Here is a 25,883-nt window from a genome sequence, read left to right on the forward strand (position 1 = left end):
AAAAAATCCGCAAAAGCGGACTTTGAGTAGGTTAAACTATGGAGTAATATTTAAATCAATTCATTTTCAGCGGCTTCCAATGCTTTTAATTCCTCGTTATTTTCCATATACAAATCGTTCAAAGCCACACAAATATTGGAATACTGAAATGTAAATCCCTCGTCTTCCACTTTTTTACAGCTCACGCGTTGACTCGAAAGCAGCAGATATGACATTTTACCCAAGACAGCCTTCAATAGAAACTGGGGCACCTTTGGTAACCATAATGGTTTGTCCAAAACTTCTGCAAGTTTTTGTGTAAGCTTGGTATTTGTTATGGGATTGGGCGCTACTCCATTAAACACGCCGCTTAAATTATTTTCGATGATAAAAACGAAAAGTTGCGCCAAATCATCAATGTGGATCCATGACTGCCATTGTTCACCCGATCCCAGTGGGGCACCAATATAATTTTTGATGGGCATGGCCATTTTTGGCAAGGCCCCTCCTTCCGTAGAAAGTACCAACCCAATTCTAATTTTGGCCACATCCAGCCCTAATTCTTTAAAGGTATCGGCTTCTGCCTCCCATTTTTTCACCACTTCTCCTAAAAAACCATCATCAATAGCTTTGGTGTCTTCATCGTAATAATTAGAGGTGGAATCTGGGTAAATACCGATAGCAGAAGCGGAAACAAAACACTCCACTTCTTGGGAGCCGACTTTTTCAAGTCCTTTTTTAAGGGTTGACAAACTATCCACCCTACTGGATAGTATTTTCTTTTTGTTGGAAGGTGTCCAGCGTTTGGCAATGCTCGACCCAGCCAAATTGATAATGGCCTGAACATTTTTAAAGCAATCCAAATCGATTTCGCCTTTCGAAGGATTCCAATAGTATCCTTGGAAATCTTCATTTGACGAAATTTTCTCCTTACTGGTCGTTAAATAGTTAATCGGGATACCTTTGTGTTGCAGTACTTTAACAATGGCCTGCCCCACCAATCCTGTAGCCCCTGTAATCAATACCCTCATACTATCATTTTGGACAAAATTACACCTTTATAGTGCTGTTTTTCAGACCTTAATTTAGGTTTAACACTATTGGGCAAATTTTATCACTTTTTATGATTTCAAAAGACCGAAATCTTAAAATTTGGTCTAAAATCAGTTTTTTATGGCCCGTAACATCTCTCTTTTACCTGGAGGGCCGGGTAAACGCTCCACGGTAAAACCAACTGCTTGCATGGCCCTTCGCACACTACCCTTTGCTGCATAAGTTACTAAAACGCCTCCTTGTTGAAGAGAAGTATGCATAATTTCGAATATTTCCTCTGTCCACAGTTCGGGTTGCACCCTTGCTCCAAAGGCATCAAAATAAATGAGATGGTACCGATTTGAATCGGTTATTTCCTTAAAGTCCTTTTGCTGTTTATGTAATGTAAAACCTTCTGAAATGGTTTTAGGCGATTCCCAAGGAATCTGGTGCATGTGCTGAAAAACTGCTTCCAGATTCTCTGCGCCCAATTGCTGGCAATAATCCAATTGTTCCACCTCGGTCATTTCAACGGGAAAAGCCTCTACACCGGTATAATTGATTTTGAGCTGTTGCTTTGGGGCTTCCAAATAGGTGATCAGAGCATTCAAGCCCGTTCCAAAACCAATTTCCAATATATTGATTTCGGTATCGTGGAACAATTGAAGTCCGTGTTTTATAAATACGTGGTAAGCTTCTTGAACCGCACCGTGTTTGGAATGGTACTGTTCGTTCCAATCCTCTATGTGGATGGTCTTTGAGCCATCGCCCGTGATTATGATTTTTCTTTTCAAGGCTGGTGGGCTATAAGTACTCCATCTGCTTCAAATCGATATGTTTTTTTAGGGCTTGTTATCAATGCCAATTCACTTTCGGATGCACCTTCATCTTCGGCATAATGCCGTTGATCGTCCACAGACATTTCTTCAAAAAAAGCTGCACCGTTCATTACAACTGTTTTGCCTGCAGCATCTTTCGGCACAAAGAATCCGTAATCCTTAAATCTCACAAAAACCTCTTCTTCAGAATCCAACTTTACCTTCATCCAACAACCTTTGGCTTGGCACACCTCGGTTATCTCACCTATCATTTGGGTTTGCAGGGAATCTTTGGTGGTTAAATCCGCATAAGCAGTGGCAGATTTTTCAGCTTCGGAAGAAATTTGGAACGCTGCACCAAAATAATCGCCTTTTATGGTATCCTTTTTACAGGAAGAAAATGCCAACACGGTTAAGAAAACAATAGTGAATTTGTTAAAAACCTTCATTTTTTTACAACTTTATGGTTAATGTGTTTGAAGTACGAAAATTAGATTTGGTAATGGTTCAAAACTAACAATAAATAGCTAATTTTAACTTTGCAAATGTAAGAGATATGGAAACAATGGCGAACAATGTAGCTATCGAGAAGTCGAAAACATCCAAAATTCAAGATGTTGATTTTGACAACCTTTCCTTTGGAAGTGTATATTCCGACCATATGTTGGTCTGTGATTATAAGAACGGGGAGTGGTCTGCTCCAAAAGTGGTCCCTTACCAACCCATTACTTTAGATCCATCTGCCAAAATCTTTCATTATGGGCAGTCCATTTTTGAGGGCATGAAAGCCTATAAGGATGAAGATGGCAAAGTATGGTTGTTCCGTCCTTTGGAGAACTTTAAACGTTTGAACAAATCTGCCAAGCGATTGGCCATTCCAGAACTACCGGAAGCTCATTTTATGGACGGGCTGAATGCATTGATCCAAGTGGAAAGTGATTGGATTCCTCAAAACCCGGGGAGTTCCTTATATATAAGGCCCTTTATTTTTGCTTCTGGAAACGGCTTCCATGCGTCTCCTGCAGATGAATATAAATTCATTATTGCCTGCGCACCATCGGGTGCTTATTTTTCTGGAAAAGTAAAAGTGCTTATTGAAGAAACCTATTCCCGTGCCGCTAACGGTGGTGTGGGATTTGCAAAAGCCGGTGGAAACTACGCGGGTCAGTTCTACCCAACCCAATTGGCGGCTGAAAAAGGCTACCAACAGGTTATTTGGACGGACGACAACACCCACGAATTTATAGAAGAGGCAGGAGCGATGAACGTTTTTGTTCGAATCGGAGATACCTTATTAACGGCTCCTACCAATGACAGAATCTTGGATGGAATTACCCGTAAGAGCATTTTGGACATTGCCAATGACGAGGGCATTACAACCGAGGTGCGTAAAGTTTCGGTTCACGAATTGGTGGAAGCGGCTAAAAATGGTTCACTTAAAGAAATGTTCGGAGCTGGAACCGCTGCGGTTATATCCCCAATTGCAGGGTTTGGATACAAAGGTCAAGATTACGACCTTCCTGAATTGGAAAACAGCTACGCCTCTTTATTGAAAAAACGAATTACGGACATACAATATAATAGGGCCGAAGATAAATTTGGTTGGCGATATGAAGTCGCCCAATAATAAAAAAAGCACCTTTTAAAAGGTGCTTTTTTTATTTATCCATGATTGTTTTAATATCGGGCTTAAAATAATTGGGGCCTTTCAACACCTTTCCATCTTCCCTATATATTGGTTTGCCGTCTGCCCCTAACTTACTCATGTTGCTTTTTTGAATCTCTTCGAAAACTTCTTCTATTTTATATTGCATCCCGTGCTCCAAAATAGTACCACAGAGAATATAGAGCATATCACCAAGTGCATCGGCCACCTCCACAAGGTCGTTGCTATTGGCTGCCTCCAGATACTCTTTGTTCTCTTCATCCATTAAATTAAAACGCAATAGGTTCTTTTCTTTTCCCAAATCTGCTTTTGGATTTTGCTGCACTCCCAGACCAAAAGAATTGTGGAACAGCTCCACGGCTCTAATTTTACTTTCCATTATACTCGAATTGATTTAGTTTTGCATAAAAATATAAATATATGTTCAGTACCGGACAGTTGATATTTGCCATACTCTTTTTTATCGCATTTGTGGTAATTGTTTCACTTTCTTATAAAAAGGATAAGAAATTGCACAAGAAAAATTACAAAGGTGTTGTTTGGATCCTTATTTCATTTATAACTTTTATAATTATCCTATTCTTAATCAAGTATTTTCTCAAAAATTGATAGGATAATCTACAATCGCCACAAAAATTTGAGTTTACACAACATTAATGATCCCGTAAACACGATCCTATAGGAAAAACCGTACTTTTGTTTAACATTAATTTGGCAACAACAATATGGTACTATTTTTTAGCATACTTCTTGGCTTACTTGCAATTAATGCGATACTATTGATTTTCAGTGTCAATGGGGCAAAAGAAAGATTTTTAAAACCAATTCAACGGGTTTCGGAAACTACAACCACCAAACTTTTACTGCGTGAGAGTTCCGAAACAGAATACAAGGAAGCGGTATAGTTTGTACCTTTAGGGGATGAAACAGGCCTTTCTTGTTTTTTTGGGTGGAGGAATGGGCAGCGTGCTTCGCTACCTTATTTCAAAACCTTTAAACCCTCTTCTGCATAATTTTTTTCTAGGAACTTTTTTAGTGAACATTGTCGGCTGCATTATAATAGGCCTAGTTTTGGGCTTATCCGTAAAAGGCCAAATACTTTCCCAAAACAGCACCTTATTTTTAGCAACCGGTTTTTGTGGTGGCTTTACCACCTTTTCTGCTTTCGCTTATGAAAAGCATTACCTTATAAAGAATGGTGACCTTCTCAATTTTGCCATCTACATGATTTCCAGTGTTGTGGTCGGAATTCTTGCTATTGTACTAGGACTTTGGATAGCGAGATACTTAGATTAGTTACAAATTGAATTTTTATAGTTAAAATTTGTTAAAACCTGAACATTTTATAGGTTTTAAAGGGAAAAAACTGCCTTAATTTAATTTAGAAGCCACAAATGTTAAGATAAAATCAACAAATAACTAACAAATGTTTACTTAAAATTAGATACCCCTAAAATTTTTGGGGTATTTTTTTTATACCCATAAAAATCACACGATACCCCTCCCATTTTTAATAGTCTCGACCTAATTCCTCTATATTTGAGTGATCAATTAACTACTTAATTATGAAAAAAGTCGAGGCAATTATTAGGAAATCCAAATTTGATGAGGTAAAAAAAGCCCTGCATCAGATTGAGGTTAACTTCTTTAGTTACTGGGATGTAACTGGAGTAGGAAATGAAAAACAAGGACATGTGTATCGCGGTATTTCGTACAGTACCAGCGATATTCAGAGGAGGTATTTGGTTATCGTTGTTAGCGATGACTTTCTGGAAAAAACCGTAAACGTATTATTGGAAACTGCAGGCACTGGAAATGTAGGGGACGGAAAAATTTTCGTATCCGACATGATAGAGGCCTACAGAATCAGAACCAAGGAAAGCGGTAGCGCAGGAATCAATTAACATTAATAGCCAAAAAACTCAAAAAATTTAGATTATGATTGTACAAGAACAAGAAGCAATAGATAAAGCCGTAGAAGCCATCACTGGCGATATGGGCGCTCTATGGATTACCATAGCTGCAATATTGGTATTCTTTATGCAAGCTGGATTCACTCTTGTAGAGATTGGATTCACGCGAAGCAAGAACTCTGGAAACATTATCATGAAAAACGTGATGGACCTTGCAGTAGGTTCTATTATGTTTTGGGCAGTAGGATATGCTATTATGTATGGTAGTGATTTAGTAGGTGGCGGATTCTTTAGATCCAGTCCATCAGATCAAGGTTACTTCTTTTTTAGTGCCGATGATTGGTACAACTTATTCTTCCAAACCGTATTCTGTGCAACAGCTGCCACTATTGTATCAGGAGCTATCGCGGGAAGAACGAAGTTTTCAACCTATCTTATTTTCTCTGCCATTCTAACTACACTTATCTACCCAATTTCCGGTAGCTGGTACTGGCCATTTGATGATGATGCTTGGTTAAACACCGCTGGATTCATCGACTTTGCCGGTTCATCCGTAGTACACGCCGTAGGTGGTGCAGCCGCTTTGGTGGCCGCTATCTTGGTAGGTCCTAGAATTGGAAAATATGTAGACGGTAAAGCTCAAGCGATTCCAGGTCACAACATGGCTTTTGGAGCCCTAGGGGTATTCATCCTTTGGTTGGGATGGTTCGGCTTTAACGGAGGTTCCCAATTGGCTTGGGGTGGTGACGATACCATTGCTGCCACCAGCGTGATCATCAACACAAACCTTGCCGCTGCTATCGGTGCTATTGGAGCCCTATTCTTTACTTGGGCCCGTTATGGCAAAGCTGATATTTCCATGACCTTGAACGGTGCTTTGGCCGGATTGGTAGGTATTACTGCCGGTTGTGGTTCTGTAAATGCATGGGGAGCTTTGGCCATTGGTCTTATCTGTGGAATCCTAGTGGTAGCATCCATCGAATTTATTGATAAGAAATTAAAGATTGACGACCCAGTTGGTGCCATTTCTGTTCACGGAACATGTGGATTTGTTGGAACCGTATTGATAGGACTTTTCGCTTTGGATGGTGGACTATTGTACGGCGGAGGCGCCAAACTACTTTGGGTACAAACCTATGGCTCTTTGGCTTATATTGTTTGGGCCGCTGCTGCTTCTTTCATTGTGTTGTTCATTTTGAAGAAAACCATCGGACTAAGAGTTTCCGAGAAAGAAGAAGTAGAAGGTTTGGATATCCACGAGCATGGAGTCGAAGCTTATCCAGAACATATTTCTCAAGACAAATAATCAAACTCACAACCCAACGTATTGAAAAGAAAAACGGAGCGTTCTGCCAAACGCTCCGTTAGATAACCTTTTCAATCAAACTCACGATTAAACAACTAATTGTCCTAAGCCAAAAAAGGACAACTAAAAACGATTATGATATGAAAACGATTATAAATACAAATTTCGGAAAAAATTTGGCCATTGCCATATTTTCAATGCTTTCAATTTCTGTTTTCGCACAGGAAGAAGAAGAAACTTCAAAACTTTCAATTAGCGGTTCTGTAGATGCCTATTGGAGAACCACTACTAAGGATGGAGGTGACGCTACTACTGCAACTTTTACATCATTTGCCAACCAAACTGGATTTGCATTGGGTATGGCCAATTTAGTAGGTAGCTACGACATGGGATCTACCGGAGTAGTTGTTGACTTGGTTTTTGGACCTAGAGGTACCGAAGCTACTTTCAACAACGATGTGTTGAACGGAATTATCAACCAGGCATATGTGTACTGGAATGTTTCTGAAAGCACCACCTTGACCATGGGTCGTTTCAACACCTTTTTAGGGTATGAAGTAATTGCTCCACAAGCCAACTTCAACTATAGTGTTTCTTACCTGTTCTCTAATGGACCATTCTCTCATTTAGGAGTAAAAGCAGATTTTGCCCTATCTGATGATGTAAGCTTGATGCTTGCAGTAATGAATCCATGGGACACCAATGACATCAGTGACTCTGGCGAGTATTCTTTGGGAGGTCAACTTGGTTTTTACGGTCAATTCTTGAACCTTTACTATGACAGTGGAAGAAATGGAGGACTAGGTTTTGAAATTGACTATACCGGTGGATTTGACATTACTGAAGATTTCTTCTTCGGAATCAATGCTGCTTACAACGACAACTCAGAAACTGGAACTGGTTTCTATGGCGCCGCCATTTACCCACAGTTGGCTATGTCGGATAGCTTCGCCCTTGGCCTTCGTGGTGAGTACATGACATTTACTGACGATGCTTCTGATGACGACGCTCCAGTACTTGGATTAACATTGACTGGAAGCCTAACAAAGGACAACCTTATTATCAAGCCAGAAATACGTTTGGATACTTGGGGTAACGATTTGGAGCCTTACAATGATGGTGATGGAGGATTTACCAGCAACCAATCTTCTTTCTTGATTGCTGCAATTTATTCTTTCTAGAAAATATACCTCTATGAAAACAAAAAAGCCTTACTCCATTAGGATAAGGCTTTTTTTGTTCCCTAGTCCTTATTAAAATTTTTCACTCCTGCTCTCACCTTAGTTCTCAAATAATTTTGCCTTGGCACTAGAGGGCAGGAGTACTTTTTATTATAAACGCAATAAGGATTATAGGCTTTATTAAAATCAATGATAAGGGTATCCCCTTCAGGAATGGTCAAATCAATATACCTTCCTCCTCCATAAGTTTCCTCACCATTGGTCTCGTCCAAAAAAGGCAAAAACAAATAGTTTTCGTATTCCTCATCATCCAACAGATCTAGACTCTGATAAACTTCCAGTTGATGTTCCGCTCCATTTAAGATAAAATACGCAATACCATACACTACTTCTTGGGTTTGTCTATCGGTAGTGGTAGGATTAAAAAAGGGGACGGCATTTGGGGTTCTCACAAATTTTGCCTGGACGACATATGTGGTATCCGGCGCAAAAAAATCAAGTCCTTCAAAATCTTTACGGTATTTATCGGGCAATGGTGACGATTCCGGGTCTTTAAAACTTTCGTTTTGCTCCTCTTGATAGGCTAAAATATCCGCCATCAATGCAGAGGATGCCTTAACTTCAGATTTCTCATCATCGTGGTATTTTTTACCCTGCCCACATGCCATTAATAGGGCAATAAAAATTAAGACTACGTATTTCATAGGAAAAGATTTCTACAAAAATACACCCTCCAATTAAAACACGGGAAGGCTAATTTTCTTTCGCTCCTTCATTTTGGTCGATATCGTACCGTGCATCTTTCAGGTATTTCGAAACCAACTCGTTAAATTCAGGGGTGATTCTAAGCAATGCCGTATGCTCCAAAGAATAAAGCTTATCAGCATCTTTAAAGCCTTTTTTCAACGCTTCTTCCAGGTAAAAAAGGGAAGTGCCATAATCCTCGTTCTTTGCACTAAGGGATACCGTTTTGAGGTAATATTTAAAGTTATCGGGTTCTATTATGGTTTTTAGCATGTATAAAAACGCCAAGGCATTTTCATCTACCACTTGTTCTGAAGAAATCATCTCAATATTATCCTCGGCCAAAGCATTTACAAAACCGTATAAACGATGACCCATTTGTTGCTCTAAAACGTCGGCGCCTTCAATAAACTTTTTGATTTCTCCCATCTGATGGTTCCACCATCCCAAATTATTGAAATTGTACGTGTACACATCGTCATCCATATAATATTGGTAATCCTCCTTCAACAAGGATTCTTTTAAAAAAACAGCATTTTCTGCACGTTTTTGTACTCTATAATTTTTATCTCTCCTTACACTTTTTTGTACATCTCTTAAAGAATCCAAATTCTTATGGGCACCGTACATCGACATCATTTCGGTAAGGTACCGCTCGGCCAATAACAAATCCCCTTTACTTCTTAAAGCATTTACTTTGTAAATATCCTTCTGAAAGGCATTTTCAATAAACACCGTGTCTTTTGGAATCTTATTTTTGGCCATATCCGCCAACGTAAATAGTTCCATTCCCTTTTCGATATAGTCGGTGCCCGGCCAAATTTTTTCACCATCAAACAACAAGGTCTGATTCGGCATTTTTAACCGGTCCAACAACTTGGCATCCGTAAGCATGACCGTATAATTAAAATTGTCCCTGCTCACTATACCTACAAAATGAAAAGGCTCTTTAAAATCCAATAGCTCTCGATTGGCCAACGTGGCACTGATGCACATGACACCATTCACACTTGGAATTAAAATAGGGACCAAGGTGGCAAATCGCCCCCCAGAATCGGAACCTGCAGCATATACGCGATTTTGTTGAATAGGAATAAGACTTGTTACCTCTTTCATTACCCTGCCCGTGATCAATAAATTATCGGTAAGTGATATCGAATCGTTTAATTTTGGCGCCGCCAAAATAAACCCTTGACTCTCTGCGGCAAATGCAAACATGGACAAGGCCTCATTATCGTTGGAATTTACATCGAATACCATAAGCAATGGCCACTCTTTATCCATAGAAAAGCTCGTTGGCAAAAAGAGTGAATAGGTATTTCCAATGGTGTCTTTAACGGTGATGTCCTGAATAATTTCACCTTTTTTTAAAACCATATTTTGGGAGGAAACTGCAGTCATCCAAAAAATGGAAAGAAATAGAATAAGGTTAGTGTTTTTCATAGTAATTTTCATATCAAAAATCCGGCCAAAACCGGTTTGACAACTTTAAGGTACTAAACAATTACTAAATAGGTCTACTTTTTTTTATAGCCGATTGCGCCACCACATTGGACAAAACAATGTGCGTTCTACATTCTCCATAAACAATAAGCTCATCAATAAATTTTTCCAGATGGGATTGATCTCTCAAAACTACTTCCATGATTATGTTTTCATTTCCTGTAATTCGATAACAATTCACAACTTCCGGAAAACTTTTCACCTTATCCAAAAAAGGTTTCAATTTCCCCATAAAGGCGCGTAACATTATAATTGCCTTTAACTGATACCCTACCTTTCCGTAAGATATATTGGCACCATATCCTTCAATGATTCCAAGGTCTTCCATTTTCTTTACACGTTCCGCAACGGCCGGCGGTGTCAAACCAACTTTTCGACCTATGTGCGCAAAAGATTCCCTGGCATTTTGTTGCAAAAGACCTAATATTTGCCAGTTTAGCTCATCTATCTTCATATGAAAAGAAAAAAATGGTTAAAATCTTATAATCAAAAGCAAAACTGATTTTTTGCTTTAATAACAAAAGTAATAATTTTTGATTCGTCCGTAATTTTATACTACAAAATTGCTTTTGAAAAATGGAGAGAAGTTCTCTAAATTCCTTGGTCGTATACCGTAAATCTTTGGCTCTTCGTGACTTGAGCGAAGCTGTGGCGGCTTATTTTGCCCAAAACCGTGAGATTTTATCCTTACGGAAGATTGATTCGTTCCGTGACGACCTTTCAAAATCCTTATTGATTGATGCCGACTTGATCACCAAAGAATTGGAGCAAGCTGCTTTGAGCAATTGTCCTTCTGTTCGAATGAAAAGTTTGGCCTACATCAATATTATGACCCGTAACATTTTGGCCTATTGCAATGGTCTGGAAAGAGACGGTGTTAAAGAAAAGGAATACTTGAACCTACTTCGCAAAGAAATCCGAATTTTTAGGATTTCTTTTAAAAAGTGGAGAAAGTCATTGGCCAACAAAAACGATTAACCCCTTTACATATTTCTTCGGTATTGCCCTCCGACTTGGAACAGTGCTTCGGTGATTTGTCCCAATGAACAATATTTAGCAACTTCCATTAATTTCTCAAAGATGTTATCATTATTGATGGCTACTTGTTGCAATTCACCCAACTGTTTTTCCGCCTCATTCGCCTCCCGCTTATGAAGATTTTGTAAGGTCTTAATTTGATTTTCCTTCTCAGTTTCGGTAGCACGAATTACCTCGGCAGGCAAAATGGTGGGCGATCCTTTGGAACTTAAAAAGGTATTCACCCCAATGATAGGGTATTCCCCTGAGTGTTTCAAAGTTTCGTAGTGCAAGCTCTCTTCCTGAATTTTAGAACGTTGGTACATAGTTTCCATAGCACCAAGCACACCTCCTCGTTCCGTAATTCTATCAAACTCCATCAAAACAGCCTCCTCAACCAAATCGGTCAATTCTTCAATAATGAACGATCCTTGAATCGGATTTTCATTTTTAGCCAAGCCCAATTCTTTGTTGATGATCAACTGAATGGCCATAGCGCGACGCACAGATTCTTCGGTTGGTGTGGTAATGGCCTCATCATAAGCATTGGTATGCAAGGAATTACAATTATCGTAAATCGCATACAGGGCTTGAAGCGTGGTCCGAATATCATTAAAATCAATCTCCTGTGCGTGTAAACTTCTTCCTGAGGTTTGGATGTGATACTTCAGCATTTGTGCCCTTGGATTGGCCCCGTATTTTTCTTTTAGAGCTTTGGACCAAATGCGACGAGCTACGCGACCAATCACCGCATATTCTGGATCCACCCCATTGGAAAAGAAAAACGATAGGTTGGGACCAAATTTGTTGATGTCCATCCCTCGGCTCAAATAATATTCCACATAAGTGAAACCATTGGAAAGGGTAAATGCCAATTGCGTAATTGGATTGGCACCAGCTTCGGCAATATGATAACCCGATATGGACACAGAATAAAAATTACGCACCTGTTGTTCAATAAAATATTCTTGAACATCGCCCATAAGTTTCAAGGCAAATTCGGTAGAGAAAATACAGGTGTTCTGCGCTTGGTCTTCTTTTAAGATGTCTGCTTGTACGGTACCGCGAACTTGATTCAAAGTCTTGACTTTTATTTCTTGGTACACACTTTCTGGCAGCACTTGGTCTCCTGTGACGCCCAAAAGCATCAGACCAAGACCGTTGTTTCCTTCGGGAAGATCACCATAATAAGTAGGTTGGGCTATCCCCTTCTCCTTAAAAATGGCTTTTATTTTACTTGAAACCTCTTTCTCCAGTCCGTTTTCGATAATGTACTTCTCACAATTTTGGTCGATGGCCGCATTCATAAAAAAAGCCAAAAGCATAGGGGCAGGACCATTAATGGTCATACTCACCGAGGTCATCGGACTGCTCAGATCAAACCCAGAATAGAGTTTTTTGGCATCGTCCAAACAGCAAATGGAAACCCCTGCATTTCCGATTTTTCCATAAATATCAGGACGATGGTCAGGGTCGTTTCCGTATAGGGTCACTGAATCAAAAGCGGTAGACAAACGCTTGGCAGGCATATCCATACTCACATAATGGAATCGGCGATTGGTACGTTCTGGACCTCCCTCCCCAGCAAACATTCGAGTTGGGTCCTCCCCTTCCCTTTTAAATGGGTACAAACCTGCAGTGTACGGAAATTCACCGGGTACGTTCTCTTGTAAAATCCATTGTAAAATATCGCCCCAAGCCTTGTATTTGGGTAGTGAAACTTTAGGAATTTGACTATGTGATAGAGATTCGGTGTGCGTTTTAATTTTGACTTCCTTATCCCGAACTTTAAAGGAATAGATTTCCGCTTTGTAGCGATTTACTTTTTCCTTCCATTTTAAAATAGCCTCCCAATGGTGGGGATTCAATTGCATTTTTACGCGATCAAATTCCTTGATGAGCAGTTGTACCAATTCTCTGGATGCCTCATTTTTGAGATGGGATTCAATTGTCTCTTCATTCAACCCCGATTTATCCAAAAACAGCTCCTCTGCTTTTTCTTGGTCCAATTCTAATGTGGACGCCAGCGTTAAAAAGATGCCATATAGTTTTTGGGCCACATTGGCTTCTTCTTTAGCTTTTGCATCGTAACCTCGATTATTTTCGGCGATTTCTGATAGATATCGGGTTCGCGCTGGCGGAATCACGTAGATTTTCTCGGCCATTTCCTTCGTCAGTTCCATGGTTGAATTCAATGCTGCACCAGCCTTCTCCACTAAGGTATCCATCACCTTTTTATAAAGGTTGTTCATCCCAGGGTCATTAAATTGCGAGGCAATGGTTCCGAAAATTGGCAATTCGTCTTCGTTGGTATGCCATAATCCGTGGTTACGGGCGTATTGCTTTTTCACATCACGAAGCGCATCCAAGGCCCCTCGCTTATCGAACTTGTTGATGGCAACGATATCGGCAAAGTCCAACATATCTATTTTCTCCAATTGTGTTGCAGCACCAAATTCTGGCGTCATCACATAGAGGGAAACATCGCTATGCTCCAATATTTCGGTATCAGATTGACCAATTCCTGAAGTTTCCAGAACAATCAAATCATATTTTGCCGCTTTTAGAACTTGAACCGCCTCAGCTACGTGTTTGGATAACGCCAAATTGGACTGGCGCGTGGCCAATGAGCGCATATAGACCCGATGGTTATTGATGGCGTTCATTCGAATTCTATCTCCTAAAAGAGCGCCTCCCGTTTTTCGTTTGGATGGGTCCACGGAAATGATTCCTATGTTTTTATCTGGGAAATCCATTAAAAAACGACGCACCAATTCATCCACCAAACTGGATTTTCCTGCTCCCCCCGTTCCCGTGATTCCCAAAACTGGCACATTGCCTTGAGCTTTTTCTATTTTAGGCTGAAATGACTCAAAATCTTCATGGCGATTTTCCGCCAAAGAAATTAATCGTGCCAAGGTGTTGGGGTGCTTAGCCTCCAACTCCTCTTCTAAAGTCTTCCCTTTGGGAAGGACCAGATCAGGTACAGCGGTGTCACAGCGTTCCACTAAATCGTTGATCATACCCTGTAATCCCATTTCCCTACCATCATCAGGAGCGTAAATTCGTTCGATGCCATACGCCATCAGTTCTTTGATTTCTTCCGGAAGGATGACACCGCCACCGCCACCAAAAATCTTGATATGCCCTGCTCCCCTTTCTTGCAGCAAATCAAACATATATCGAAAGTATTCGTTGTGCCCACCTTGATACGAAGTCATGGCAATGGCGTTGGCATCTTCCTGAATAGCACAATCCACAACTTCGGCCACACTCCTATCGTGCCCCAAATGAATCACCTCAACGCCCGTGGCTTGAATGATTCTTCTCATTATATTGATGGCCGCATCGTGCCCATCGAACAGGGAAGCTGCGGTTACAATTCTGATTTTATGTTTAGGTTGATAGGGTTTAATTTGTTCCATCTGCAATAAAAGGTCTCAATTTGCTTTGCAATTTACAGAAAATGCAAGTGAATTTTGTTTTTGATTAGAATATTATAAAAAATAGCATTGTCTTGGTCTTACTTTTTTGAATACCATAATTTTACCCTCTAAATTAAGGATATGAAGCTTACCGTTCTCATTCATTGTCCCGATCAATCGGGTATCATTCGTTCTGTGACCACATACATTCACCAACAAACTGGGAATGTGGTGTATTTGGACCAACACGTGGATAAGCAGGCCGGGGTATTTTTTATGCGGTTGACTTGTGAATTTGAACAGGAATTGGATTTGGACGGCTTTAAAAAAGGATTTGCCTCCGAATTAGCAGAACCATTTAAAATGGAATGGGATGCCTATACAGATGACTATCAGCCTAAAATGGCCATTTTTGTGTCCAAATACAATCACTGCCTATACGATTTATTGAGCCGATACAACTCTGGAGAGCTTTCAGTGGAAATTCCTTTTATTTTGAGCAACCATAAAAATCTGGAATATGTGGCGGAGCAGTTTGGCATTCCGTATTTTCATATTCCCATGACCAAGGAAAATAAGGAAGATGTGGAAAATCAACAATTGGAATTGTTGAAAAAATATGAAGTTGACTTTATTGTTTTGGCCAGATACATGCAGATCGTTTCACCAAAGGTGATTGATGTTTTTCCACAAAAAATCATTAATATCCATCACTCATTTTTACCTGCCTTTGCGGGGGCAAAACCTTATCACGCCGCCTTTGAAAGAGGGGTTAAAATTATTGGGGCCACCAGTCATTATGTTACCGAAGATTTGGATGCGGGACCTATTATTGAGCAAGATGTCACTACAGTTTCGCACACCCATTCCGTAAAGGATTTTATTGCAAAAGGAAGGGATTTGGAGCGCATAGTTTTATCACGTGCCGTACAACTTCATGTCGCCCGAAAAACCATGGTCTACAACAACAAAACGGTTATTTTTTCATAGTAAGAAAAAGAAATAGGGAGCAAAATGCCCCCTATCTTAACTAACTATATAACTCAAAAAACCAATCTAAGAACTGGTCCTAAATTCAAATATCTCCGAGGTTGAACTATTTCCAGCACTATCTACGCTGTTCACTTGCCAATAATAAACCTTATCGACCTCTAAAGTTGCATCAATACTAGCCGATGCAGATTCGCCCAAAAGTGTTGTTGGTGGATTTGCCGTGTCGAGATAAACGGTGTACATCAACGTATCTCCATCCAAATCTGAACCCTCCCATTGCAAGGAAATGTTTCCTGAAGCAACTTCAATTCCCATTTCTGGATAAGGGTTATACGCTGGGAACGGTGCATAATTTTCAATGGCAGCTCCTGCATTGTAGAATCTCCATGTTTCACTGGTTGCGGTTTCATTGGTGCCATCGGCACTGGAAACAACAGTCCAAGCATAGGCAGTTCCCCTATTTAAAGTGACCTGTAATTCAGTATTGGAGGTGGTAGATGATGTTTCTACCCCCGTTTCCAAATTTTGGATGGTCAAGGTATAATTATCCGTGTTTTCTGATGCAGCCCATTGAAAAGTAACTTGACTCTCTGTCTCTGAAACAATCACCCCTTCTGTACATTCCTCATTGTTATCAGGAAAGACCAAAGTTGCCACAGAAGGCGCTGGTACTTCTGGTTCTGGTTCAGGTGTTGGGTCATCCCCCCCTCCTCCACAAGAAAATAGGGTCAACAATACTAATGGAACTATATATGTATAGGCTATTCTCATTGTTTTATAATTTTAAATTCATGGGAAGTTTCAGCTCCCGACACTTTAATCAGATAAAATCCATTGGCGTATCCTGATAAGTCAACCTCCAGTTTTCCATAGTTCGCTTGAACAACTTTTGAGAAATGTAATCTTCCATTTAGGTCAAAAACCTGCACATTCATCTCTTCATTGGTATTAAAACCGAGGTCTACGGAAACTTGATTGGCCTGCACCATCGGGTTTGGATAGGCCATGGCCACATCTTTCAGCGTTAAAGTTTCCTCAAAAATGCCTTGACATTCCACATCTGTTGAAATTTTCACCTTGTTTACAGATTGATTGAGTTTAAGTTCGAACGAATCACTTGTCGTCAAATACACCTCATTGTTTACCTGAATGTTATAAAATTCTCCACCCTTAAGCGCCAAGGAAAGTATATTGGTGTCTTTGTCCAATTCCGAAAATACCTCCAAGGAATCAGGCTCTGTGATGGTCAATGTATAGCATTGCTGATAGTCTGATTGACCGGAAACCGTGATACAAAGCTCATAGTTTCCTGCGGATAAATTTTCAAAAGCTGCGGTAGTTTCAAAATTGATTGAAGCCTCTGAGGCTCCAGATAAAGTTGCAGTATAAGAAAGTGCTTCCACTACAGAAATGTTGATGCTTCCATTATTACTTCCTCTACAGGTTTCACTATTGGTAAGTACACTGAAGTTATTTTCTGACAGGGAAAATACTTCACAACCATCCACATTTACCACAGCACCTAATGGTGTGTCTGGGCAAAGGTCGTTGACATCCAAAACACCATCTGAATCCGCATCGGGTGGATTGTCGTTTGGAAATAGACCCGTTGGGTTGTTACCAAAAATGCGATACTCCCCTGGAGCTAGTGTTATGGTCTCGTTCACATTGGTCACTACATGCTTAAGGTTATTGGCCAAAAACTCGTACCACACGCCTGTTTCTTGAAATTGCGGATTAATTTCCTGTTCTACTACACCAAAGTTTCCAATGATGGTCACAAATTCAATTTCATCAGCACCAGCTGATGCATTGGTCAAATGAATGGTTTTCAATCCATTTGAATTATCCACATCCAATTCAAAATCCGAAGTTTCAAAAATGGGCTCTTCAACAGCCAACAGGTTTAAGTCCGACCAAGTATCGTAAACGGCTTTTCTATCGGCATTGTCGAAATAATCCCAGCGGATGGGTTTGTTCCCAATTCTTCCGTTGTAGTCGATGGAATAATCGTAACCCAACTCCCCAAATTGCCAGATCATTTTTGGTCCTGGAACGGTAAAAAAGAAAGCTCCTGCCAATTTTATCCTGTCCAAGGCTATTGCCAGATCTTGGGTGTTGTAATCGCCTGATGCATTACCAAAATTGAGGTTGCGGTACATCATCCGTTCCTCATCGTGACTTTCCATATAGGAAATGTTTGAAGGGAAGGTCCAATTGCGATTTACATAGGAAATCCATGAAAAATCGGAATTAGTGTTCCAACCCATGGCTGCTTCACTATAAGGTCCATTTAGATTTCCCCAGAGCATGATGCCTTTACCTTCCCCCAAACGGTATTCGGCCCATTCGGTTTCTTCTTCATTGGTGCCCAAATGTTCGAAAATGACCAGAAAATCTTCGTTGACTTCCCATTGGTAATCGGCATATTCTTTTAAAACAGCAACTCTATCCGCTTGATAACTTCCTGTACAACCTTCATCTGAAGCTGTACAGTTTTGGGTAAACCCTTTGGTCAAATCCCAACGGTAGCCATCAATTTTATATTCATCAATCCAATATTGTGTTACGCGCTTTACGTAATCTTGGGTGGCTTGTTGACTATGATTAAAATCGTTGAACACATTGTAAGAATGTGTGGGCGTGGCATTAAAGAATGGACTATCGTTGCTAGGAACACCTCCGTAGCCTCCATTATCCGTATTCCAAAGTCGGTAGTATGGGTTTTGACCTGTGGCGTGGTTAAACACTACATCCAAAATCACGGCCATTCCCCTGCCATGGCATTCATCTACCAATTGTTTAAAGGCATCGGCATTTCCATAATATTTATCCAAAGCCATATGAAATGATGGATTGTACCCCCAACTTTCATTTCCATCAAACTCGGAAACAGGCATAAGCTCGATGGCATTCACGCCCAATTCCTGTAAATAATCCAAACGGGCTCGAACGGCATCAAAGCTGTGCAACTCGTCAAAATCACGAATTAAAAGCTCGTACACCACTAAATCGGTTTTGCTCGGCAAGGAATAGCTGTTGTTTGTCCATGTATATTCTGGCTCGCCAGTTCTAAGGAGGGTTACCGCATGATTGGTTTGTCCATTTGGATAAGTAGGCAAATTGGGATATGTTAATGCATCAATGTAGACATCGTTATTTTCATCCAGAATAAGGGTTGAATAGGGGTCGGCTATGGTAATTTCTCCATCCACCACGTATTGGTACATGTGATTGGCTTGTGGGGTCAATCCGGTCAATTCTATCCAAAAACGATCTTGAGCGCTATCCTTTTTCAATAAATATTCATCTGAAAGTGTCCAATTATTAAAATCGCCAATCAAATGGACGACTTCTTTTCCCGGAGCATATAAAACCAATGTTGCTTTAGTATCGTCCAAAGGATCTAAATTGATACCATCCAACATTCCTATTGGAACTGCTTCCTCCACCACATTCACCACTACCATAAAGTTTTGGGTGCGTGTTTCGCCACCACTCTCAGCTTCTAGAGTATATTGTGAATTCTCGGTAATATTGGTATGATCGTAGCTATAATCTGTTCCACTAAAGGTGTCTACAATATTCCCGTTGATGGTCAAAGTGAAATCTGCCACTATCGAACTAGTAGCTTGAATGGATAAACTTTCTCCTGGATTTAATAAAGTTAGATTTTCGATTGGATTGCTCAATTGCACTTGAAAGCTTCCCACATCAAAAAAGAAATCGTTGCAGCTATTATCCTTGAGTTCTTGGGTACCCACAGCATTTCGGAACACCATTCCCATTTGGGTGGCATTGTTGGCTTGTTCGGTGGTTAAACCGTAATAGGTTTCGGGCACAAAGGTGATGCTCCAAGTTCCGTCGCCATTATCCATCATTTCACCAACGCCATCGTCTTGCCCCCAATTCCCGATAACAGTGGTCCATGGGTCGGCATCCGTTCCTATTCCTGAATGCAAATACACTTTGCTAGGATTGGAAAGACCATTACAATCTGATTCGTTGCTATTGGCATCGACGGTTATGGTGATTTCTTGATCCACAGCAAATGGAAAAGGCTCAATCGTAACTTGAGCCCATGATGCCATGGAAAAGATGAGAAAAGAAAAAAGTAAAAGTTTCTTCATAGGGTTTATTTAAAAATAAAGGGAAACGGCATTGTGCCATTCCCCTTTATCGTATAGTTTATAAAAGGGCGCTTTACTACCTTGCAATAAGAGAGTAGGTTGGTGCTCCTTCGTCGGAAAAATCCAAAGTAATCAGGTATGTTCCTGCAGTTACAACAATATTGTCTCCTCCTGCATCCAAAATACCATCTACGCCGGTATCTCCGTAATTCACATCCCAAGCTTCGTTCACCCTAAACTTGATTTCACCATCAATCAATTCCACATTTTCACCTACCCAAATACCTGGGTTCACCTCGGTCAACATAAAGTCATTAGTGGCGCCCCAGTCGTTGTATCCACTTCCTACGACACCCAAAATATCTGCAGCTTCCATGGTATAAGTTCCTGCATTGAAATCTAAAGTGATCATATAGTAACCTGCTGCGGAAACGATATTGTCCCCTCCTTGGTCCAAAGTACCATCAGCTCCTGAATCTCCAAAATCGGTTACCCACTCGTTGTTCATTCTAAATTTAATCTCGCCTTCAATCAATTCAACACCAACTTTAAAGGTATCAGTCGTGTAATCGTAGAAGAATTTAGCATCAGGTCCTGCGCCTCCCCAATCGTTATAACCAGAACCGACAACACCCCATGAGTACTCTTCCATGGTATAGGTGAAGTCGTTAAGATTCATTGTGATTTTATAATCACCTGCAGTTACAACTATGTTGTCACCACCAGCATCCAAGGTACCATCAGCATCGGTATCACCGTAGTTATTGGTCCAATCGTTGTTTTCACGGAATTTGATTTCACCATCCAACAAATTCACGTAGGCAACATAAACACCATCGGTATCGGTTGTATAGAAAGGAGCATCGGCAAAGGCACCCCAATCATTGTAACCGGAACCAACTATACCCCAGCTGGAGATTTCGATGCCAGCACCGGTATCAGCAGTTTTTTCCACCACACTAATGGTCAAAGCTGCTACTTCGGATTCAGTTGTTACCGCATCAACACCTTCTCCGCTTCCAACAAATGCGGTTACTTTAAAGTAAACAGTTCCTGAATTGTTTGGGTTTCCTTGTTCGTCTGTGGTTGATGGGTCATCGTCCAATCCGAGGCCTTCCGCCATGGTCAATAATTGGCCAACGGTAACACCTGCATTCAAAGTGGTCAAAACTCCAGAATCGAATTGGTACGCCCCGTCTGCATCAAAATTTTCTGAGATGGACCCTTCCAATTGATAGGACACTTCGGTTGGAACTCCAAATTCAACCTCATTCCAAACAAAGCGTTCCGCGATGTTATCAGGAGTTTCATCAGACAATAAATATTCTCCCAAGAATTCGTTTTGGAAAGCTACATCCTCCGAAGCTGGTTGCAGCGTGAATTCTGGCGTTAGGTCATCGTTTTCACAGGCTGTGAAAAGTGTTAGGGCCGTTACCACCCCTAAAACTTGTACTATAAATGATTTGATATTTTTCATGAGTGTTTAGTTAATTAGTATCCTGGATTTTGAGTTAGATTTTCATTGGCCTCCAAAGCGGTCAATGGGATTGGGAACAGTTTGTAGTTTTCAGGAATGGAAGTACCATTTAAGGTGTTTCCTTTCCAAGGCCACAAATAGCTGTTTCCTGTAAACCTTCCGAAGCGGATTAGGTCACTTCTTCGGTGTCCTTCCAAATTGAGCTCTCTTGCTCTTTCATCCAAAATGAAGTCCAAAGTCAAAGCAGATTGCGAAATAGAACTTGCATTGGAACGGTTTCTCACGGCGTTCACATAGCTTACTGCTGTAGCCATATCGGTACCTGAAGCTCCGCGTACAGCCAATTCAGCATACATTAAGTAAGCATCAGCCAATCGGAACAATGGAAAATCTGTACTGGAGAAACTGGTTGGGTTAGAATCGCTAAAGTAGAAGGTGTTTCTAAATTTAACGGCTGGATAACCATCGGTCCAAGCCCTATAGTCGGTCATTTCGTAATTATGACCTTCAGTCCAGAACAATGCAGCTCTGGCATCGGTGCTGTTTTCCAAATCTCCATTATTGAAAAGTCCGTACCAAGCTTTGGTGGCTCTGTGTCCACTCCATCCTTCCTCAGCTCCAAAATCGCTAAGGGTCATGGTTTCTGTACCCAAACTTCCATTTACGATGTAAGTAGTGTTACCGTAACTCTGACTAATATCTGCATCGGCAATCAATGGAAAAATAATCTCATTGGACATGAAATTATCTCCTGAAAAGATGCTTTCAAAATTCTCGTCCAAGGTGTAACCGCCTTCGTTGATCACTTGATTGATAACAGGGACTGCTTCGTCAAACATGGTAGTACCTGTGTAAACTCCAGCATTCATGTACAATTTGGCCAAAAGCATCCTAGCTACGCTTTTATTCGCTCTTCCATATTCATTACTAGCAGGCAATAAGTCTACAACGGCCAACAACTCATTTTCCAAATAGGTGAACAGTTCCAAACGATCCACCTCTGGCAATGGGTCTGAAGTACCGTAGTTTTCTTCTGTGGCCAATACGCCTTTTCCAAAACAATCTACCAAGTAATAGTAGGCCAAAGCTCTAATGAACCGAACTTCACCTTCAATTTGGTCTTGGTTTTCGATATCCACCGCGCCCAAAACCAAAAGCAGGTTGTTTGCTTGTGGAATGGTGTAGTAGATCCTGTTGTACAGGTAACGGAAAAATTTGTTGTTTTCATCCCAGTCGGAAGTGGTTGTCAACTGATCCAATCCATCATCGCCCCAACGGTTTTTCATAGCGTCGGCAGTAAAGTCTTGAAGGTTAACAATACCCCTTAAGAAAGGAGATTCCCCCGCATCATCATCGATGTCCGAACTTCCAGGTCCATCTGGACCAGAAAGTGCGAATGAGGCATACAATCTTGATAAAATACCACTAACGGCATCTGGATCTTGACTCAAGAGCTCTTCCAAGGTAAGCTCCACTTCAGGTGCTGTGTCCAAATCCTTGGTACATCCCTGAACCATCAGGGCCAATGGAATTACTAAAAATATTATTGCTGTTAATTTTTTCATGTCAGATATCTTAAAAATCCACATTTACCCCAAAAGTTAAAGAGCGGGGTCTTGGATAGAAATTATTGTCTATTGCATTAAAATTCTCTGGATCCTGCCCACTATACTTGGTGATGATAAATGGGTTGTTCAAAGCGCCATAAAAACGCATGGAGACATTGGGCAGTGCATTATCTAAACGATAGCCAAGTACAATGTTCTCACATCTAAGGAAAGTAGCATCTTCCAAGAAGTAATCCGAGAAAGGCACATTTCCACGAACATCAACAAAGTTGAAGTCCGCTGCTCCATTGTAAAAGTCGAGTACATTGGACAAACTGTTAGAGTTGTTCGGAATGGCACTTTCCACCCATCCAGAAGTCAATCTTCTAGAGTTGTACACTTGACCACCAAACTGTCCTCTGAAACTAGAGCTCAAATCGAACTTGCCATAGTTGAAGTTAAATCCAAAACCGAATGTCCAGTTAGGACGTAAAGCTCTGTAGTATCTATCGTCGTTATCTACAGTTCCATCGCCGTTGAAATCTGCAAATGCACCGTGGATTGGATTTCCTGCCTCATCATACAATTGACGGAACACCCAAGCTGAATATGGCTGATATCCTACGGCATGGTACGCCAAGTTCACCCCTGTTCCTGTTGGAATACCCGATTCACTTGCTGTGATTCGGGAAACATCTTCCAAATCGGTAACTTCTGCTCTATTGTATGAGGTGTTTCCGTAGAATTCCAATGCCATTTTACTGGTTTGTAGGGCTCTTACGTTTAAGTTCAACTCAAAACCTTTGCTTTCGGTTTCACCAACATTCTTCACAAAAGAAGAAGTCAATGCCTGACCTGGAGCAACGGGTACGGTGGCCAACAAATCGGTAGTGGTACGATAGAACACATCGAAGGAACCACTCAATACATTGTTAGGGAAAAAACCAAAATCAAGACCTGCATTGAAGGTCTCCGCTTTTTCCCACGTTAAATCTGAGTTGTACGGTGTAGCAGAGTAAAGTGCATAACCTGCCAAATATTGACTGGTCACAGAACCTGCCTGAAACAATGGAATTGACGGATAAAAACCAACAGCCCCGGTAATATCTTGCTGACCTGTTCTACCCCAACCCAGTCTCATCTTCAGGTTGTTTACAAAGTTTACGTTCTCCATAAAGCCTTCTTCATACACTTTCCATGCAAAAGCGGCAGCCGGAAAATACCCCCATCTGTTTTCTTTTGAAAAAAGTGAAGAAGCATCAGCCCTAAAGGATAGCGTCAGCAAATATTTATTGTATAAATTGATGTTACCTCTACCGAAATAGGATTGAAGATTCAACTCGTTAAAGTATCTGTTGGTAGGGTTTTGTGGATCATTTACCAAAAAACGCTCCCCTGTTGCGGTATCGTAATTATACTCTTCTTTATTACCGTCGTTTCTAAAGTTTTGGTAAGAGTAACCTGCTTGCACATCGAAATTGGTAATGGCACCGTCCAAATCCTTTTCATAGGCCAAATACCCTTCAAGTGTTTGGTTGATGATATCTTGATTTTCCCTGTAATTTACACCAGGGTTAAATCGGTAGTTTGGGTCTGGATCTAACGCAGTATCATCTTGTCGGTAGGTAGCTAATGAATTGTCGGTATACACTTCCTTTACCTTAGCTTTGGAAGCTTCGATACCCACATTGGCTACAGCTCTTAATTCTGGCAAAAAGTGCATTTTATAATCCACTTCCATATTGGCCAAAATTTTGCTCACACGCTCTGGACGGTAACGTTGCATCAAAATGGCAACAGGATTCCACTGACCATCCAAACTCAAAAATCCGCCGTCATCAACCGTATTTTGGTAATAACCACCAAAACGATTATCTGGTGAGTTATCATAAATTGGTTTGGTAGGGTCCATGTTCACAGCTCCACCCAAGGCACCGCCTTCGTCGATTGCATTCTTTTTGGACATGATCCCCTTCGCATTGAAATCAATTTTTAAGTGGTCATCCAAAAATCGTGGAGTAACTTTTAAGGAGCTGGTTACACGCTCGTAGTCACTGGTCTTTACCAAACCTTGAGATTGGGTATATCCTAAGGACAAACGAATTGGTACTGTGTTAAAAATACTACCGCGCGCACTAAAGTTATGATCGAAAGAAATAGCAGTGCGGTAAATGGCATCTTGCCAATCGGTATCAGATAGAATTCTACCTTCAATTTCTGGAGTACCCAAATCATCTTCCAAATCAGAGCTAGGGTCATCAACACCCAAATAGTTAGTAAAATCTGGATGAAATTCTTGAATGAACCTAGTGAAGGTACTTGCATTCATCATATCAATCTTCTTCCCTACTGTACTTACCGTGGTATTGGAAGCAAAGTTGAATTTGAATTCGCCCGTCAAACCTTTTTTGGTGGTAATGATGATAACCCCATTAGAGGCCCGAGATCCATAAATGGCGGTTGCCGAAGCATCTTTCAAAATGGAAAAGCTTTCCACATCGTTAGGATTGATCAAGGTAAGTGGGTTGCTCACACCTGCTGGATTGGTATTGTCTACCGGAATCCCATCAATCACAATCAATGGATTGTTGTTTGCTGTCAACGATGACCCACCACGAATACGAATATTCGGTGCAGAATCGGGCTGACCACCACTGTTTGTAATTCGAACACCGGCCGTTTTACCCGTAAGCAATTGGTCGGTGGATACAATCGCTCCCTTGTTAAAGTCCTCAGTGGTAACCGAAGAAACAGAACCCGTAGCATCTTCTACTGTGGTGGTACCGTAACCAATGACCACAACTTCATCCAATGCGGTGGTATCTTCATCAAGGGTTACATTGAGTGTACTGCCCGAAACAATGACCTCCTTAGGTTGAAATCCAATGTAGGAAAACACCAAAGTATCCCCCATATTGGCTTCCAAAATGTAATTTCCATCAAAATCGGTTGCTGTTCCTTGAGTGGTCCCTTTTATAATGACACTCACTCCCGGTAAAGGATCCTGAGTAGCGGTATCAGTAACTACCCCTTGCACAGTTATTTGAGCGAACTGAACCAGAGGAACTAGAAACATGCACCATAATAGGTACATCCGTTTAATTCTCATATTGAAGTTTGTTAAAAGTTAATTTTACGATTATGCTATATTT

General features: G+C 40.8%; 21 protein-coding genes. 8 read left to right on the forward strand and 13 right to left on the reverse strand.

Features of this window, described 5'->3' with window-relative positions; genetic code table 11:
* Positions 1-50: 50 nt before the first annotated feature.
* From ABT310_RS01875 to ABT310_RS01885, 3 genes are all read right to left on the reverse strand, one after another.
* Positions 51-1,010, reverse strand: coding sequence for a TIGR01777 family oxidoreductase (locus ABT310_RS01875; protein WP_375325074.1), 960 nt, complete (start codon positions 1,008-1,010; stop codon positions 51-53).
* 132 nt (positions 1,011-1,142) lie between these two features.
* Positions 1,143-1,805 carry a tRNA (5-methylaminomethyl-2-thiouridine)(34)-methyltransferase MnmD gene (gene mnmD / locus ABT310_RS01880; protein WP_375325075.1) on the reverse strand — a complete coding sequence of 221 codons (663 nt, stop codon included), beginning with the start codon at positions 1,803-1,805 and terminating at the stop codon, positions 1,143-1,145.
* On the reverse strand, positions 1,802-2,278 hold the full coding sequence (locus ABT310_RS01885) for a DUF4920 domain-containing protein (protein WP_375325076.1): 477 nt from the start codon (positions 2,276-2,278) through the stop codon (positions 1,802-1,804). Before ABT310_RS01885 ends, mnmD begins: the two co-directional genes overlap by 4 nt.
* Before the next feature lie 107 nt (positions 2,279-2,385).
* On the opposite strand from ABT310_RS01885, the gene ABT310_RS01890 reads away from it, so the two are divergent.
* The gene (locus ABT310_RS01890; protein WP_375325077.1) at positions 2,386-3,456 is read left to right on the forward strand and encodes a branched-chain amino acid aminotransferase; all 1,071 of its coding nucleotides are present in this window, start codon (positions 2,386-2,388) and stop codon (positions 3,454-3,456) included.
* 31 nt (positions 3,457-3,487) lie between these two features.
* Here the strand turns inward: ABT310_RS01890 and ABT310_RS01895 are convergent, their stop codons facing one another.
* A complete protein-coding gene (locus tag ABT310_RS01895; protein WP_375325078.1) occupies positions 3,488-3,874 on the reverse strand; it encodes a hypothetical protein in 387 nt (128 codons plus the stop codon).
* A gap of 41 nt (positions 3,875-3,915) precedes the next feature.
* Between ABT310_RS01895 and ABT310_RS01900 the strand changes: the two genes are divergently transcribed.
* The 5 genes from ABT310_RS01900 to ABT310_RS01920 all read left to right on the forward strand — a co-directional run bounded on the left by ABT310_RS01900 (position 3,916) and on the right by ABT310_RS01920 (position 7,895).
* Positions 3,916-4,104 carry a hypothetical protein gene (locus tag ABT310_RS01900; protein WP_375325079.1) on the forward strand — a complete coding sequence of 63 codons (189 nt, stop codon included), beginning with the start codon at positions 3,916-3,918 and terminating at the stop codon, positions 4,102-4,104.
* Between the two features lie 312 nt (positions 4,105-4,416).
* Positions 4,417-4,791 (forward strand): fluoride efflux transporter CrcB, encoded by a 375-nt coding sequence (crcB, locus tag ABT310_RS01905; protein WP_375325080.1) that lies wholly within the window; start codon positions 4,417-4,419, stop codon positions 4,789-4,791.
* 269 nt (positions 4,792-5,060) lie between these two features.
* Positions 5,061-5,399 carry a P-II family nitrogen regulator gene (locus ABT310_RS01910; protein WP_375325081.1) on the forward strand — a complete coding sequence of 113 codons (339 nt, stop codon included), beginning with the start codon at positions 5,061-5,063 and terminating at the stop codon, positions 5,397-5,399.
* A 34-nt stretch (positions 5,400-5,433) separates the two neighbouring features.
* Positions 5,434-6,714, forward strand: coding sequence for an ammonium transporter (locus ABT310_RS01915; protein WP_375325082.1), 1,281 nt, complete (start codon positions 5,434-5,436; stop codon positions 6,712-6,714).
* A 140-nt stretch (positions 6,715-6,854) separates the two neighbouring features.
* Complete coding sequence (locus ABT310_RS01920) at positions 6,855-7,895, forward strand: outer membrane beta-barrel protein (protein WP_375325083.1); 1,041 nt, start codon at positions 6,855-6,857, stop codon at positions 7,893-7,895.
* Positions 7,896-7,957: 62 nt separating this feature from the next.
* On the opposite strand, the gene ABT310_RS01925 is transcribed toward ABT310_RS01920, so the two are convergent.
* The 3 genes from ABT310_RS01925 to ABT310_RS01935 all read right to left on the reverse strand — a co-directional run bounded on the left by ABT310_RS01925 (position 7,958) and on the right by ABT310_RS01935 (position 10,596).
* Positions 7,958-8,599 carry a DUF1684 domain-containing protein gene (locus ABT310_RS01925; protein ID WP_375325084.1) on the reverse strand — a complete coding sequence of 214 codons (642 nt, stop codon included), beginning with the start codon at positions 8,597-8,599 and terminating at the stop codon, positions 7,958-7,960.
* Between the two features lie 49 nt (positions 8,600-8,648).
* Positions 8,649-10,082 (reverse strand): alpha/beta hydrolase, encoded by a 1,434-nt coding sequence (locus ABT310_RS01930; RefSeq protein ID WP_375325085.1) that lies wholly within the window; start codon positions 10,080-10,082, stop codon positions 8,649-8,651.
* A 64-nt stretch (positions 10,083-10,146) separates the two neighbouring features.
* Positions 10,147-10,596, reverse strand: coding sequence for an Lrp/AsnC family transcriptional regulator (locus ABT310_RS01935; protein ID WP_375325086.1), 450 nt, complete (start codon positions 10,594-10,596; stop codon positions 10,147-10,149).
* 122 nt (positions 10,597-10,718) lie between these two features.
* Between ABT310_RS01935 and ABT310_RS01940 the strand changes: the two genes are divergently transcribed.
* Complete coding sequence (locus tag ABT310_RS01940; RefSeq protein ID WP_375325087.1) at positions 10,719-11,120, forward strand: hypothetical protein; 402 nt, start codon at positions 10,719-10,721, stop codon at positions 11,118-11,120.
* A 5-nt stretch (positions 11,121-11,125) separates the two neighbouring features.
* On the opposite strand, the gene ABT310_RS01945 is transcribed toward ABT310_RS01940, so the two are convergent.
* The gene (locus ABT310_RS01945) at positions 11,126-14,584 is read right to left on the reverse strand and encodes a methylmalonyl-CoA mutase family protein (RefSeq protein WP_375325088.1); all 3,459 of its coding nucleotides are present in this window, start codon (positions 14,582-14,584) and stop codon (positions 11,126-11,128) included.
* 141 nt (positions 14,585-14,725) lie between these two features.
* Here ABT310_RS01945 and purU point away from each other — a divergent pair, with 141 nt between their 5' ends.
* Positions 14,726-15,574 (forward strand): formyltetrahydrofolate deformylase, encoded by an 849-nt coding sequence (gene purU, locus ABT310_RS01950; RefSeq protein WP_375325089.1) that lies wholly within the window; start codon positions 14,726-14,728, stop codon positions 15,572-15,574.
* A gap of 66 nt (positions 15,575-15,640) precedes the next feature.
* On the opposite strand, the gene ABT310_RS01955 is transcribed toward purU, so the two are convergent.
* The 5 genes from ABT310_RS01955 to ABT310_RS01975 form a co-directional block, all read right to left on the reverse strand.
* Positions 15,641-16,348 (reverse strand): hypothetical protein, encoded by a 708-nt coding sequence (locus ABT310_RS01955; protein ID WP_375325090.1) that lies wholly within the window; start codon positions 16,346-16,348, stop codon positions 15,641-15,643.
* Complete coding sequence (locus ABT310_RS01960) at positions 16,345-19,707, reverse strand: alpha-amylase family glycosyl hydrolase (protein WP_375325091.1); 3,363 nt, start codon at positions 19,705-19,707, stop codon at positions 16,345-16,347. Before ABT310_RS01960 ends, ABT310_RS01955 begins: the two co-directional genes overlap by 4 nt.
* Positions 19,708-19,783: 76 nt before the next feature.
* The gene (locus tag ABT310_RS01965) at positions 19,784-21,184 is read right to left on the reverse strand and encodes a SusE domain-containing protein (RefSeq protein ID WP_375325092.1); all 1,401 of its coding nucleotides are present in this window, start codon (positions 21,182-21,184) and stop codon (positions 19,784-19,786) included.
* 14 nt (positions 21,185-21,198) lie between these two features.
* The gene (locus ABT310_RS01970; RefSeq protein WP_375325093.1) at positions 21,199-22,749 is read right to left on the reverse strand and encodes a RagB/SusD family nutrient uptake outer membrane protein; all 1,551 of its coding nucleotides are present in this window, start codon (positions 22,747-22,749) and stop codon (positions 21,199-21,201) included.
* 10 nt (positions 22,750-22,759) lie between these two features.
* The gene (locus tag ABT310_RS01975) at positions 22,760-25,807 is read right to left on the reverse strand and encodes a SusC/RagA family TonB-linked outer membrane protein (RefSeq protein WP_375325094.1); all 3,048 of its coding nucleotides are present in this window, start codon (positions 25,805-25,807) and stop codon (positions 22,760-22,762) included.
* Between the last annotated feature and the right edge of the window lie 76 nt (positions 25,808-25,883).

It is taken from the genome of Flagellimonas cixiensis, from assembly GCF_042134615.1.
Lineage (GTDB): Bacteria > Bacteroidota > Bacteroidia > Flavobacteriales > Flavobacteriaceae > Flagellimonas > Flagellimonas cixiensis.